The organism is Streptomyces sp. NH27, from assembly GCF_056859195.1.
Map to the genome: position 1 here is coordinate 1 of NZ_JACEGK010000017.1, position 13,669 is coordinate 13,669.

The following is a 13,669-nucleotide window of genomic DNA, read 5'->3' on the forward strand; positions in this document are numbered from 1 at the left end:
GGCTTGGAGGAGGTCGGGAACGGTGGTGAGGGCATATTCCTGGATGCCGGTGGCGGAGGCTTCGAGGGTGGCGATGCCGCCGGCCGCGAGCTGTTTGGCTTCACGTTTGGCCAGGTGCCACAGTCGGACCAGGAGGTCGCCGGTGTGGTAGAAGCGGTCCAGGGCGAGGGCGACGTCGAGGGTGCCCAGTCGTCCCCCGGTCTCCAGCCGGTGCAGGTAGGACTGTTCGTAGTGGCACTGGTCGGACAGTTCGGTGAGAGTGAGTCCGGCCTTCGCGCGCAGCGTGGCGAGTTGGTGGGCGTACAGGGCGCGGGCGGTCACCTCGCTGTTCGCGAACAGCGGCGCCGGAGTGCTGGGTTTCGTCACGTGGGCCTTCACCGGTGGGTGCCTGTGGAGCGGGACTGGTAGCCGGTCCAGTCGGAGCGGGCGGCGATGAGTGTGGGGCGGACCTGGTGATCGAGGCGGTCGGCCAGGGCGCGGAGACCGTCTGCGAGGTGGCCGAGTTCTTCGGGGCCGAGATCGGTGAGCCAGTACTCTCCGGCCAGGTGGAGGTTGGCGATGGGGATACAGGGTTCGGGGTCGGGTGCGTAGGGGTTGCAGTCGATGCTGGTGTGGAGGACTTCCACGGGCGTCGGGTGCCGTTCGGGGTTGGCGGGGGAGTAGACGCGCAGGATCTGTCCGGGGAAGCGGACGTGGTGGTTGATGTCGGCCAGGCGCGCGGCCAACTGGTCTGGGGGCACGTCGTGTTCGCTGGGGTCGGTGCTGGCCCAGGCCGGCAGGTGGCCGCCGGCGGTTTCGCCGGTGGTGGTGGTGATCGCCCACCGCCGGGTCGGTGTCGACTTCTGCGGGGTAGCGGGGTCGGGTAAGGCGCTGGATGAGGGGACCGCGTTCATGGTGCGGGGTTCCTGTTCGTGGTCGGGCGGTGGAATCGGAGGGCGGCGCGGCGCGGTCAGGCGTCGGCCGGCCTGGCCGGGGGTGCCGGATCGGGGGCGGTGAAGCGGCAGCGGTCCTCACGCGCTCACTGCCTCGACGAAGCTCGCGACAACGAGCTGTCCCGTGCCGTGCGACGGCGGTACCCAGTGGGGAGAGGGAGCGCGGCCCACACGATTTTTCCTTCGGGCCGGGTCAGCGCGGTGCCCCACTGTCCCTCGGAGAGACCGGCCACCACCTGGAGGCCGCGTCCGCCCTCGGCTTCGAGGGAGATGGGCTGGAGCACCGGGCGGGCAACGCTCTGATCCCACACTCCCAGGTGCAGGCGCGTGTCCGTCATCCACAGGGTCAGGGCGCACCTCGGTACGGCGTGGGGCTGCCGCTGGTTCGACCCGAAGGGGGCGGGATGGCCGGTGTGGCGCACGGCGTTGCCGGCCAGCTCCGTCACCACGATCGCGGCGTCGTACATCACCTCGGAGGGCATCTCCCACTGCTTCAGAACGTCGTCAGTGTGGCTCCGGGCGAACCGGACGGCGGAGGGTTCGCACGCTAAGTCCAGCCTGCTGGAGTAGCGGTTGGTCGGAATCAGGGTCGCTCCCCTCCACGTAAGTGTGTAACGGGTGAAGCACCGTCAGTTGCGGCGCCGATGCCGATAGCATGGACCCGAAGGGGTGCAAGTTGCAAGGGTCACAACTTGCGTGATGCTCCGATCGATGGATTGGCATATTCGCTCACATGCAACTCTTGGAGGAACCGTGGCAGTTGTGCAGAGGCCGACCGTGCGCAGGCGCGTCCTGGCGGCCAATCTCCGGCGGCTACGGCTGGAGAGGCACTTGGAGCCGGAGGATGCTGCGCGCGAGCTGGCCTGCGACCCGTCAAAGATCAGCCGGATCGAGAAGGGCGAGTCGGGCATCCGACAGGTTGATCTTCGCGTGCTGCTCGACCTCTACGGCATCACCAACCCCAAGGACAGGGAGGGTTGGCTCCTGCTCGCTCGGGAGAGTCGCAAGCGCCGCTGGTGGCGCTCGCTCGAGGATCAGTTGCCGGATGACTTCCTCGACCTCGTCGGGTTGGAGGAGGACGTGACCCACCTTCGGGCTTTCGAGCCCGGGATTGTGCACGGGCTCCTCCAGTCCGAGCCGTATGCCGAAGCGGTGATCGGGGCCGGCGAACCCGGACCCCTGAGCGAGGAGCGCCGGGCGAAGGTCGGCGTCCGTATGAAACGGCAGAAGGCCGTCACCCGCAGCGAAGCGCCGCTGGAGACGTGGGTCATCCTCGGGGAGAGCGCCCTCCGCCAGCAGTACGGAGGACCGGCGGTGCTGCACGGCCAGCTCCAGCACCTCATGGACCTGTCCGAGCTTTCGAACATCACCTTGCAGGTACTACCCTTCGCCGTAGGAGCGTACCGAGGTGGGCCGTACCCCTTCGGCATCTACCGCTTCCCTGAACCGTCGGAGATGGAAGTGGTCGTGCTGGAGAACCACACCGCACCTTCCTACTTGGAAGCCCCGACGGATAGTGGCTACTACGGGGATGTCTTTGACCGGTTGCGTGCTGCGGCGCTGAGCCCCATCGATTCACAGTCCTTCATAGGGGAAGTTGCGAAGCAGCTTCGCCAATAGAAAGAGAACTACTCACATGCGAGAAAACTGGTTCAAGAGCAGCTACAGCGGCGAGAACGGTGGCTGCGTAGAGACGCGACTCGTCGATGAGGCGGTCGGCTGTCGGGACTCCAAGGACATCTCGGGGCCGGCGCTCACGTTCCGGCCCGAGCAGTGGCAGAGCTTCGTGGACGCGGTCGTCGAAGGTCGCTTCCCGACCCTGGGAGTCTGACACCCAAGGAAGCGTTGCCGGCCGTGCGCCGCACGTAGGAGGCTCCTTCCTTCTTGGGTTCCAACGGTCCTCAATACCCGTGATCTTGCGGGGTTGCGGGGGCGTTTGCTCGTACGGCTGGATGTCGTGGGGAACCATCGGCGGATGGGAGAACGCAGGTCCGATCAGGCACGTGATCCGAGGAGCCCGGCCCGTCGCTGCAAACGCGCGGGTGCGATCACTGTCGACTTCCGCGACGCACATTGCGCCCTACGGATCGTGCAGCTGACGTGGTGACCGCGGTCCTCGGGCCTATAGCTGTCCCGGCCCGAGGACCGCCGTGTTCAGCTACCGCTTCCGAGCTGACCACTCTGCCGGGAGGCGCCAGATCGCCTTGGATGATCGGTCTGCGCAGGAGCCAGTACGGCGGGCAGGATCTCGGCCGGATCGGCAAGAACCTGGTGGGCCCCGGCATGTCGGAGCCGTTCGGGGCTCGTGAAGCCCCATCCGACGCCGAGTGCGGTGACTCCTGCGGCCAGGCCGGCCCGGATGTCCGACGCCGTGTCGCCGAGGAAGACTGCGTCCCCGGGCGCGACGGACAGCTTGTGCAGTGCAAGCAGGATTCCGTCCGGGGCGGGCTTGAGCGGGGCGTCGTCGCGGCACACGATCACATCGAGGAGGTCGAGGATCGCGGGCCCCAAGAGCCAGGGGACCCGCCGTTGTGCGCGCGAGATCACGAGCCCGGTCGCGATCCCCTGAGCCCGGGGCGCGGTGAGCGTGCCGGGGACATACGGGAACACGGTGGCGGCGAGGGTGGCGGTCGCGGCAGCCGCCTCCCAGGCTTCCTCGTTCAGGGCGCCCGTCACGCCGAGATCGGCGAGTACCTGCTCATGCGAGCTGATCGCCGCGTCCTCCGGGAGGTCGGCGAGGGTGACCCGCCTGCCAAGGTGAAAGGTGGCGAAGCCGGCGAGGGTCGCGCGCATCGCCTGGTGGCTGTCGGCGAGGACGCCGTCAAGGTCAAAGAGCGCGGCGCGCTTCATGTCCGCTCACTCTGTTCAAGGCCCGGAAGGTCAGCTGCTGGACCAAAAGCGGCTTCATGACCATGCACGGGAGCAGGCTGAGCGTGAATACGCGTCGCTAGTAGGCGAGTTGGGTACGGTCCGACCGGCGGTCCGGGTTCGGCGGCGGAGGCGAATCATGAAGAGTGCGCATGTGGGGCTCGCGGCGTTCGAGACCAGAGCGGGCGAGGCTGCCCGGACCTTGCTGCACAACCAGGGGTACGACGGCGGATGGGGCCTCACCCTGACCTCGGTTTCGTCGATCGTCAACACCAGCGAGGTCCTGCCCATTCTGCGGGCCGCCGGCATCGCCGGACAGCCGGTTCGCCAAGGGCTTGACTTCCTCACCAGCGCCATCCCAGAGCACTCACGACCCCGGCCCAAAGGCGGTCGTGGTGAGCACACCCGGTTCATCGCCTTCGGCCTGGCCGGACTGCTGTCCCACCCCCGCTTCTTCCACCACAACGGCGTCGCGGAGACCGCGGCCTGGTGCGTCGGCTGGCTGGAGGACCACCAGGTCGACCACGGCTGGCCCGAAGTCCTCGGACTCGACGACACCTCGCTGCACCAGACCGCCCTGGTGGTGCACCGGCTCGCCGAGCTCAGAGATGCCCTCCACGACTTGGGACCCGGACTCCTCTTACCCGGCGGGGTGGAGACCAACAGCCTGCTGGGCCGCGTCGAACCGCTGATCGACCACGGCGTGCACGGCCTGCTCTACCACCGGCGCCCCAGCGGGGCATGGGGGTGGCGTACCTACATCGACACTGACCCAAGCCCGAGCAAGACCGCGCTGTGCCTGCTCGCGCTGTCGGCCGTCTGTGCCGGAACTGGGCCCGGCGGCGAGCCTGCCTACCGGGACGTCCCGCGGGAGGTGGGCGGGGTGCACGGCCCGGTGCAGCAGAAGCGGTTGTCCGACGTGGTCGTCGAGGCCGGCCAGTGGCTGCTGCACAACCACCACCGGTGGGAGGAGTTCGTCGAGGACGACAAGGACGTGCAGGGCACGGCCTGGGAGCACATGGCGTACGCGCTGTGCACCCAGGCCGCCATCCGGGCCGGCGCGAGCCCGCGCGATCCCCGCCTCGCCAAGGCGTGGAAGTTGATGAACGACCTGTGGGACCCGGAGGCCGGGCTGTGGAACGAGCCGGGTGCCTCGGGCAAGCGCGCCACCATCCGGGCCGCGTACTACACGGTGTCGGCCTACGAGGAAGCGATGCAGCGTCTGGCCCGGATGAACCTTGCCGACACCACCTCCGAGGACGCGAGCGAGGCGTCGGCCGAGATGGTCATCGTCCATGTCGCCCTCGGTCCGGGCCGGATCGTCCTCCTCGGTGCACGCGACAGCGAAGGAAGCGTGGCGTGTGAGCTGTCGGAGCGCCTGTTCGACGTGGTGAAGGTCGTGTACGACGCCCCCGAGGCCGGAATGTCGACCGAGCGGATCGCGGCGAAGCTCTACGTAGCCCCGTCTTCGGTGCCCAAGTACGTTCAGCGCCTCAACCAGGCCGTCTCCGCGGCCTTCGGCGGCGCCCCGGCCCGGCTACTGCTGTCCAGCACGGTGGACGGGGCCAGCGGGTATCGCCTCGCGGGGCGGTAGGCCGCCGCCTACGACGTGGCGCGCTCCCCGGCCACCGGGTAGTTCAGCAGGGCGAACCGCGCCAGGGAACGGACCTGGTCGAAGGTCTTGAGGGTGTCGAGGTCCTCCAGGCCGAACCAGGCGGCCCCGTGCACCTCTTCGAGCTGCGCCTCCACGGCCTGTTCCCGGGCGCCCGGCTGCCGCTGGACGTAGAAGAACTGGACCAGCGCCGGCGTCGGAAAGCCTTCGCGCTCGATGTCCACATAGAACGGCACAGGTTCAGGAGTGGCGTTGTGGTCGGCCGGGTGGATGGCCGGCTGGCTGGAGATCGCCTCCACCAGCAGCCCGGTCTCCTCCTTGAACTCGCGCACTGCCGTGCCCGCGAAGGACTCCCCGGGCTCGATATGACCGCCCGGCGGAACCCATTTGTCGAAGCGGTTGTGGTGCACAAGCAGCACTTTGCCACGCTCGACGAGGTAGCCCGAGCAGCAGTACACCAGACCGATATCGCGGGCGGTCTGGCCGTCGTGGATCAGAATCGAGCGAGGCACCCCGCCACGATAGCCCACAGGGAACCACTCGAACTCCCGTGCAGGTGACGCGACTTCGGCACAGTGTCAGCGTCGCGCCGATGACATGTCATCGGCAATGACAGCGCGATGTCATCGCGTACACGTCATCGCGGGACGGATCGTGGTCGCATCCCGCTCCGCGGCACCCACCGCGGGCCGGCGTTGCCCTCTGTCCGTCGAGGAGAGGTCCCCGATGCGCTCTCGCCCCTTCCCGTGGCGTGCCCGGTACCAGCAGCGGTTTGCGGCCCCGCAGACCGTGGTGGTGCAGCCCACGACCTGGTGCAACCTGGACTGCCAGTACTGCTACCTGCCGTTTCGTAAGCTCAAGCACCAGATGCCCCTGGAGGTGGCCGAGGCCCTGGCGCAGGCGGTGGCCAAGTTCGACGACAGCGGCCATCCGATCGGCATCGTCTGGCACGGCGGGGAGCCGCTCGCCGTGGGCCAGCAGAAGTTCGCCGCCCTGCTCGCGCCGTTCGAGGCCCTGCGGCGGGCGGGCCGAGTCCACCACTATGTGCAGACCAACGCGACGCTGATCACCGAGACGTGGTGCGACCTGCTGGCCGCGTACGACGTCCGCGTCGGGGTGAGCATCGATGGCCCGGCCGCCTTGAACGCCGAGCGCGTCGACCTGCGGGGCAAGCCCGCCTTCGACCGGATCCTGCGCGGCATCACGCAGCTGCGCGAGCACGGCATCCCGTTCTCCGTCATCTCGGTGGTCGGCACCCTGGGCATCGTGATGCCGGAGGAGCTTCTGGAGTTCCTGACCTCTCTGGGCGGCCATTCGGTGGGCTTCAACATCGAGGAGATCGAAGGGGTCAACACCGACCGGCAGCCGCCCACCACGGTCCAGGCCGAGGAATTCTGGCGCCGCACCCTCACCTGGACCCGCGAGCACCCTGGCGCCCCGGCGGTCCGGGAAGTCGAACGCCTTGCCGAGTACCTCCAGCTGATCCGTTCCGGCCAGAGAACTGAGTGGGACGGGCGCCGCCTCGACCCGATCCCCACCGTCTCCTGGAAGGGCGACGTGGTCCTGCTCTCCCCGGAACTCGCGGACACGGCGGCGCCTGAGTACGGCGACTTCGTGGCCGGCAACATCCTCGACCGCCCCCTGCCCGAGATCCTCCGTAATGCCCACCGGCTGCACTACGTACGCGACTTTCTCACCGGCCTGGACCGCTGCCAGGCCGAATGCGAGTTCTTCGACTTCTGCCGCGGCGCCCAGGCCGCCAACCGCTACTTCGAGAACGGCGACCTCACGACCACCGAGACCAACTACTGCCGGGTCTCCCGGCAGGCCCTGGTCACGGCCCTGTCCACGCTCGCAACCAAGGAGGCTGTTGCATGAAGATCCTGGACCGACTCGCCACATCCGACACCCCCGTCGTGATGGAGTTGATAGCCGCGCACGACGTCCCGACCCCGGTGATCGTTGAAGCAACGTGGGACAACAAGCCCACGTGGGACAACTGGGCGAAGAACCCGGCCCCCTTCGACAACCGCCCGACCTGGGACAACTGGAACAAGAAGAAGTAGGCCGCGCCGCTGCTGGCACGCCCCGGGCGTGCCAGCAGCACCGGCGACCGAGCCGCCGCGCTGAAAGGCTGTTGATGGACACCCGCACGACCCGCCGTACGAGCGTCACGCTCCCTGCCCTGAAAGAGCCGGGCCTCTACCTCTCCAATGTCACCTCACTGGAGGGCGGCCGTGGCCGGGTGGCGGAGTTCCACTACGCCGACGCCGACCTGCGGGACCTCGACCTGGCCGACACCCACCTGATGGACGGACGGATCACCGGCCTCAAGGCCCAGCGCACCCGCCTGGAGAAGCTCCGCGTCGACTCCGTGGAGTTCACCGGATGCGACCTGTCCTCCCTGCAGTGGACCGACAGCAAGATCTCCCGAGCCGTCTTCCATGACTGCAAGCTCATGGGCGCCGCACTCGAAGACGTGACGCTCGACAACGTCCTGTTCGAGAACTGCAAGCTCGACTACAGCACCCTCACCCGCGTCCGGGCCGCCGGGCCCGTGATCTTCGCCAAGTGTTCGCTGCGCGAGACCACCTTCGCCGCCGCTGACCTCGGCGCCGCCCTGATCGATGACTGCGATCTACGGCTTACTGAGTTCGACGGCGGGAAGTACCGCGGCCTGGACCTCCGGGGTAACGACCTCTCCCAGCTTCGCGGCCTGGCCTCGCTCAAGCAGGTCGTCATCGACCACGCCCAGACACTCCAGCTAGCCGAGGCACTCGCCGCCGAGTTGGACGTCACCTTCGGTGAAGACCTCGACGACAAGTAGTCCCGCACCTGCCCTCGGGAGGCACGGCCATGGGCCCGCGACTCGTATTCGACACGTACGACGACATACGCGACCGGTGCCACACCGCACCGGTCCGGCAGACCGGCAGCGAGCCCGGCTACGACCACGGCGCCATCGTCCCCGGCGACGACTGGGTACCCCTCACCGCCGAGGAGGCCGAGCGACACCAATCCGACGACTCAACGCCGGACAGCATCCGCATCGAGCTCGTACGCCGACCGCTGCCGGACCTCGACTCCGACGACCTGGCGGGCCGCCTCGAAGCCGCCGCCCGCCTCGACCCCCTCAACGGCCGCTGGCCCACCACCCTCCTGGGCTGCGCGGCCAGCCCTGGCAACTGGGCCACCACCACCGAAGACTCCGCCACCGGCCGACACATCGGCCTGCACGTCGACAACTTCGACCGGCTGCCGTACGCGAGACGTCACCAGAGCCGTCGGCGACTCTGCCTCAACCTTGGTCCCGGCCCGCGCTACCTGCTCATCGGCGACCACGACGTTCAGCAGATCTGCCACACGCTCCACCCTGACCCAGGGCAGCACTACCCCCACACCGAGGACATCCGCCGCTACGTCACCGCCCGACACCCGCTGCGGTGCCTGCGTATCCGCCTCGCACCGGGCGAGGGATACATCGCTCCTACCGAGTTCCTGCCCCACGACGGCTCCACGGCCGGAATCGACCAGCCGTCCGTCGCCGCCTTCTGGCTCGGCCGGCCCGAGAGTCTGTGATGGTGGTCACATCTAAGATGCCTGGGTGCCGCGCGAATTCGACACATTGCTCGTCCTCTGGTCGAGACACGCACTGCCTCCCCGCACACCGGGAATCCGACATGACCTGCGAGGGACACAGCTTGTGCCGCGACTTCGGCGGACTGGATCAGCAGGCCACGTTCGGCGGCGCCGCTTCGGGATGCGCGCAGGCCCGGGTCGTCGGCGGCGTTGAGTGCGATCGACAGCGCCTGTTCCTCCCAGCCCGGGCGGCGGGCGAGTACGGCGAGGTTGCGGGCGGCTTCCGCCACGGCGAGGGGGTGCCCGGCGGCTTCGGCCACCTGGCGTGCGCGGTCAGCTGCCATCCATCCGAGCTGCTGCTCGTCGAGCTTGACGAGCATGCGGGTCGCGAGCAGGTAGCTCTGCCCGAGCAGATCGAGGTGATCTCCCTCGGCGGCGGGCCCGAGCGCGTGTCCACCCCCTGGCCGCCGCACTGGCACACGCCCAACTTCCCCGCCTGAAGGGCTATCTGGCCGGACGAGAAGCTGTCGCCGCCCGGATGCGGCGGGCTCTGCGCGGCGTGCCGGGCATCGACGTTCCGCATTGCGCTGCCCCAGGCCGGTCCGGCCTGGTACGCGCTGCCCTTGCGCTACCGCCCGGACCAGCTCTCCGGCCTGCCCGTCGAACGGTTCCTCGAAGCCGTCCACGCCGAGGGCGCCAGCGAGGTCGACCTTCCCGGCTCCACCCGCCCTCTCGGCGACCACCCGCTGTTCCGCACCCCTGGGGTCCTCCTGCCCGGCTACGCTGACTATCAGGGACCCGCCGACGACAGTTTCACCACCGCCCAACGCGTGCACGGCAGGAGCAGGTCTCCGGCGCCGTACGGTCTCTGCTGACCGCTTGGCGGGAGGACGTCGTGTGAGGGATGCGTCCACCGAGCCGGGCAGCCGCCGCTCGACCGCAGTACTGACACCTCAACGCCCCATCAGGCGCTGCGGGCAGGGCTGTTCGCGGTTCGTACGTCGGCGCGCCACGCGGGCGACACCCGGCCTTCGCCGGCGCTCGGTGATCTGGGACGGCCCTTCCGGGCTGCCGCAACCAGCGATCCACGGATCCCCGAGCCAAAGAGGTCTCGCGAGCCGTGACCGAACTCAACCGGCGCCGCTTCCTTCAGATCGCGGGCGCCACCGCCGGCTTCTCCGCCCTGTCCGGCAGCATCACCCGGGCCGCCGCCATCCCGGCCGGGCGCCGCACCGGCACCCTGAAGGACGTCGAGCACATCGTCGTCCTCATGCAGGAGAACCGCTCCTTCGACCACTACTTCGGCTCGCTGCGCGGGGTGCGCGGCTTCGGCGACCCCCGCCCCGTCACGCTGCCCGGCGGCAAGTCCGTGTGGCACCAGCCGGACGGCACCGGCGCCTGCGCGGGCGAGGTGCTGCCGTACCACCCGGACACGCAAGACCTCGGGATGAAGTTCATCGAGGGCCTCAACCACGAGTGGACCGGCAGCCACGCCGCGGTCAACGGCGGCCGCTACGACCAGTGGATCGCGGCCAAGTCCGCCGCCACGATGGCCCATCCGACCCGCGACGACATCCCGTTCCACTACGCGCTCGCCGACGCCTTCACCATCTGCGACGCCTACCACTGCTCGCTGATCGGTGGCACCGACCCCAACCGCTACTACATGTGGAGCGGTTGGACCGGCAACGACGGCAAGGGCGGCGGCCCGGTCGTCGACAACTCCGAACTGGGCTACAGCTGGACCACCTACCCCGAGCGGCTGGAGCAGGCCGGCGTCTCCTGGAAGATCTACCAGGACGTCGGCGACGGCCTGGACGCGGCCGGCGGCTGGGGCTGGATCGAGGACGCCTACCGCGGCAACTACGGCGACAACTCGCTGCTCCACTTCGACCAGTACCGCGACGCCAAGCCCGGCGACCCCCTGTACGACAAGGCCCGCACCGGCACGAACGCCAAGGCGGGCGACGGCTTCTTCGACGTGCTGCGCGCCGACGTCAAGGCCGGCCGGCTGCCGCAGGTGTCCTGGATCGCCGCCCCCGAGGCGTTCTCCGAGCACCCCAACTGGCCCGCGAACTACGGTGCCTGGTACGTCTCCCAGGTGCTCGACGCGCTCACCGCCGACCCGGAGGTGTGGGGCAGGACCGCGCTGCTGATCACCTACGACGAGAACGACGGCTACTTCGACCACGTGGTGCCGCCGTACGCCGCCGCGGCCGGCCAGGGCGCCTCCACCGTCGACACCTCGCTCGAACTCTTCCCCGGCGACGCCACCTACGCGCCCGGCCCCTACGGCCTCGGCCAGCGGGTCCCGATGATCGTGGTCTCGCCGTGGAGCACCGGCGGCTACGTCTGCTCCGAGACGTTCGACCACACCTCGATCCTGCGGTTCATCGAGCGGCGGTTCGGCGTGCGCGAGCCGCAGATCTCGCCCTGGCGGCGTGCCGTCTGCGGCGACCTCACCTCCGCGTTCGACTTCTCCCTCAAGCACGACGGGCCCGCGCACCTGCCCGGCACCGACGGCTACCGGCCGCCGGACTCCGACCGGCACGACTCCTACGTGCCGGTGCCGCCCGCCCGCCAGGAGCTGCCCCGCCAGGAGAAAGGCTCCCGCCCGACCCGGCCGCTGCCCTACGCGCCGCGCACCGACGCCGCCGTGACCGCGTCCGACGCGCGGATCGCGCTCACCTTCGGCGGCGGCACCGGCGCGGGCGCCTGCTTCCACGTCACCTCCGGCAACCGCACCGACGGGCCCTGGACGTACACCACCGGCGCGGGACACACCGTCTCCGGGCACTGGGACACCGACGCCTCCGGCGGGGAGTACGACCTCACCGTGCACGGGCCGGCCGGCTTCCTGCGCGCCTTCCGCGGCTCGGCGCACCGCACCGGCGCCGAGGTGACCGCCCGGCACGACGCCGTGACCGGGCAGGTCCCCCGGGATGCCTGTCCTGCCCGTCGAGGGACCGCCACCCCCGGGCGTCAGGGCACCGTAGATCAGGGCACCGTAGAGAGGATGACTCGCTGGAGCTCGCGTGCGGCTCGCGGCGGTGCCACATCGCTGCGGTGTGCGAGCGCTACGGTGCGCCGTAGTCCGGGCCGGGCCAGCGGCGTGACGCGCAGGCCGTCGCCGGCGCGGGCGGCCACCGTGGAGGGGACCACCCCGATTCCGAGCCCGGCCCGGACGAACCCGAGCACCGCGTCCATCTCGCCGCCCTCGACCGTGAAGGTGGGCTCGAAACCGGCGGCGCGGCATGCCGCGAGCGTGAGGTCGCGCAGGTCGTAGCCGTGCCGGAACATCACCATTGGTTGCCCGCGCAGATCGGTGATCCGCAGCGGCGTGGGAAGCGGTGCGGCGTCGATCGCGGAGACGGCGACGAGGTCCTCCTGGAACAGCTCGACCGTGGTGAGCGCGGGGGAGGGGCTGGGCAGCGGCAGGACGACCAGCGCGAGGTCGAGGGCGCCGCGGGCCAGCTCGCGGACCAGGTCGTGCGAGCCGCCCTCCTCCAGCAGCAGCCGGATGCCGGGGTGCCGGTCGTGGAAGGCGCGCAGCACGTCGGGCAGCAGGCCGGTGCACAGGCTCGGCGTGGCGCCCAGCCGGACCCGCCCGCTGCGCAGCTGCGCCAGCTCCAGCACCTCGTGCCGCGCGGTATCGGCGTCGGCGAGGATGCGCAGCGCCAGCGGCAGCAGCGCCTCCCCGGCGTCGGTGAGCGTGATGTTGCCGCGCGCCCGGCTGAACAGCGGCGCCCCCAGCTCCTTCTCCAGCGCCCGGATCTGCTGCGACAACGACGGCTGCGAGACATGTACGGCCTCCGCGGCGCGGGTGAAGTGCCGCGCCTCCGCGACCGCCACGAAGTACGCGAGCTGCTGGAACTGCATCCCCCCACCGTACGCCCGCCATAGGCGCTACCTATGGAAACGAGCCGGATCATGTCTTGGACCACTGATCGGTTGGCGCCCTACCGTCGTGTCCATGGCACTGGCAACGCGGACCGACCGGCGGCCGCCCACGCTGAGGACGGCCTGGGACTCCACCGTCGGCAAGAAGGCCGTCATGGCGGTGAGCGGCCTGGTGATGCTGCTCTACCTGGTCGTCCACATGCTCGGCAACCTCAAGATCTTCTTCGGCGCGGACGACTACAACGGATACGCGCACTGGCTGCGCACCCTCGGCGAGCCCGCGCTGCACTACGAGTGGGCGCTGTGGATCATCCGGGTCGCCCTCGTCGTGGCGGTCCTCGCGCACGGCGTGACCGCCTTCCAACTCAGCCGCCGCGACATGCGGGCCCGCCCGGTCGGCTACGCGCACCGCAAGGCCCGCTCCAGCTACGCCACCCGCACCATGCGCTGGGGCGGGGTGATCCTCGCCCTGTTCATCGTCTGGCACCTGCTGGACCTGACCACGCTCACCGTGAACCGCAACGCCCAGCCGGGCCACCCGTACCAGAACGTCGAGGCGACCTTCCACACCTGGTACGGCGACGTCATCTACATCGTGGCGATGCTCGCGCTCGGCCTGCACATCCGGCACGGCTTCTGGAGCGCCGCGCAGACGCTCGGCGCGGGCAACCGCCGCCGCGACCGCGCGCTGAAGGCCACCGCCACCGGTCTCGCCGTACTGCTGACAGCCGGCTTCATCGCCGTACCGGTCGGCGTCATGACCGGAACCGTCCACTGA

At 69.6% G+C, this 13,669-nt stretch carries 16 protein-coding genes and 1 pseudogene; 11 read left to right on the forward strand and 6 right to left on the reverse strand.

What is annotated here, in order from left to right; genetic code table 11:
* From AC13HU_RS03105 to AC13HU_RS03115, 3 genes are all read right to left on the reverse strand, one after another.
* Positions 1-366, reverse strand: a 366-nt coding sequence (locus AC13HU_RS03105) for a helix-turn-helix domain-containing protein (RefSeq protein ID WP_483040147.1), incomplete at its 3' end; no start/stop codon positions are given.
* A gap of 8 nt (positions 367-374) precedes the next feature.
* The gene (locus AC13HU_RS03110; RefSeq protein ID WP_483040148.1) at positions 375-893 is read right to left on the reverse strand and encodes a DUF6907 domain-containing protein; all 519 of its coding nucleotides are present in this window, start codon (positions 891-893) and stop codon (positions 375-377) included.
* Between the two features lie 125 nt (positions 894-1,018).
* Positions 1,019-1,519, reverse strand: coding sequence for an ATP-binding protein (locus tag AC13HU_RS03115; protein ID WP_483040174.1), 501 nt, complete (start codon positions 1,517-1,519; stop codon positions 1,019-1,021).
* A gap of 124 nt (positions 1,520-1,643) precedes the next feature.
* On the opposite strand from AC13HU_RS03115, the gene AC13HU_RS03120 reads away from it, so the two are divergent.
* Positions 1,644-2,552: a DUF5753 domain-containing protein gene (locus AC13HU_RS03120; protein WP_483040175.1), complete on the forward strand. Its 909-nt coding sequence runs from the start codon at positions 1,644-1,646 to the stop codon at positions 2,550-2,552.
* Between the two features lie 16 nt (positions 2,553-2,568).
* Complete coding sequence (locus AC13HU_RS03125; protein ID WP_483040149.1) at positions 2,569-2,763, forward strand: DUF397 domain-containing protein; 195 nt, start codon at positions 2,569-2,571, stop codon at positions 2,761-2,763.
* 323 nt (positions 2,764-3,086) lie between these two features.
* On the opposite strand, the gene AC13HU_RS03130 is transcribed toward AC13HU_RS03125, so the two are convergent.
* The gene (locus AC13HU_RS03130; RefSeq protein ID WP_483040150.1) at positions 3,087-3,782 is read right to left on the reverse strand and encodes an HAD family hydrolase; all 696 of its coding nucleotides are present in this window, start codon (positions 3,780-3,782) and stop codon (positions 3,087-3,089) included.
* Between the two features lie 157 nt (positions 3,783-3,939).
* On the opposite strand from AC13HU_RS03130, the gene AC13HU_RS03135 reads away from it, so the two are divergent.
* Positions 3,940-5,394 carry a hypothetical protein gene (locus AC13HU_RS03135; RefSeq protein ID WP_483040151.1) on the forward strand — a complete coding sequence of 485 codons (1,455 nt, stop codon included), beginning with the start codon at positions 3,940-3,942 and terminating at the stop codon, positions 5,392-5,394.
* A gap of 8 nt (positions 5,395-5,402) precedes the next feature.
* Here AC13HU_RS03135 and AC13HU_RS03140 read toward each other — a convergent pair whose 3' ends face one another.
* The gene (locus AC13HU_RS03140; protein ID WP_403925811.1) at positions 5,403-5,924 is read right to left on the reverse strand and encodes an NUDIX hydrolase; all 522 of its coding nucleotides are present in this window, start codon (positions 5,922-5,924) and stop codon (positions 5,403-5,405) included.
* Between the two features lie 214 nt (positions 5,925-6,138).
* Between AC13HU_RS03140 and amcB the strand changes: the two genes are divergently transcribed.
* The 7 genes and pseudogenes from amcB to AC13HU_RS03175 form a co-directional block, all read left to right on the forward strand.
* Positions 6,139-7,290 (forward strand): cyclophane-forming radical SAM peptide maturase AmcB, encoded by a 1,152-nt coding sequence (gene amcB, locus AC13HU_RS03145; protein ID WP_483040152.1) that lies wholly within the window; start codon positions 6,139-6,141, stop codon positions 7,288-7,290.
* Positions 7,287-7,478: a multiple cyclophane-containing RiPP AmcA gene (gene amcA / locus AC13HU_RS03150; RefSeq protein WP_483040153.1), complete on the forward strand. Its 192-nt coding sequence runs from the start codon at positions 7,287-7,289 to the stop codon at positions 7,476-7,478. The genes amcB and amcA overlap by 4 nt, the downstream gene beginning before the upstream one ends.
* Positions 7,479-7,552: 74 nt before the next feature.
* Positions 7,553-8,239 carry a pentapeptide repeat-containing protein gene (locus AC13HU_RS03155; protein WP_483040154.1) on the forward strand — a complete coding sequence of 229 codons (687 nt, stop codon included), beginning with the start codon at positions 7,553-7,555 and terminating at the stop codon, positions 8,237-8,239.
* A gap of 29 nt (positions 8,240-8,268) precedes the next feature.
* The gene (locus AC13HU_RS03160) at positions 8,269-8,991 is read left to right on the forward strand and encodes a hypothetical protein (RefSeq protein WP_483040155.1); all 723 of its coding nucleotides are present in this window, start codon (positions 8,269-8,271) and stop codon (positions 8,989-8,991) included.
* A gap of 101 nt (positions 8,992-9,092) precedes the next feature.
* Positions 9,093-9,491 carry a hypothetical protein gene (locus AC13HU_RS03165; RefSeq protein WP_483040156.1) on the forward strand — a complete coding sequence of 133 codons (399 nt, stop codon included), beginning with the start codon at positions 9,093-9,095 and terminating at the stop codon, positions 9,489-9,491.
* Positions 9,492-9,614: 123 nt separating this feature from the next.
* The gene (locus AC13HU_RS03170; protein ID WP_483040157.1) at positions 9,615-9,866 is read left to right on the forward strand and encodes a hypothetical protein; all 252 of its coding nucleotides are present in this window, start codon (positions 9,615-9,617) and stop codon (positions 9,864-9,866) included.
* 245 nt (positions 9,867-10,111) lie between these two features.
* Positions 10,112-11,926, forward strand: a pseudogene (locus tag AC13HU_RS03175) (phosphocholine-specific phospholipase C); the annotation flags it as partial.
* Between the two features lie 62 nt (positions 11,927-11,988).
* Here the strand turns inward: AC13HU_RS03175 and AC13HU_RS03180 are convergent.
* Positions 11,989-12,870: a LysR family transcriptional regulator gene (locus tag AC13HU_RS03180; RefSeq protein WP_483040158.1), complete on the reverse strand. Its 882-nt coding sequence runs from the start codon at positions 12,868-12,870 to the stop codon at positions 11,989-11,991.
* A 94-nt stretch (positions 12,871-12,964) separates the two neighbouring features.
* Here AC13HU_RS03180 and AC13HU_RS03185 point away from each other — a divergent pair, with 94 nt between their 5' ends.
* Positions 12,965-13,669, forward strand: a complete 705-nt coding sequence (locus AC13HU_RS03185; RefSeq protein WP_483040159.1) for a succinate dehydrogenase cytochrome b subunit — start codon at positions 12,965-12,967, stop codon at positions 13,667-13,669.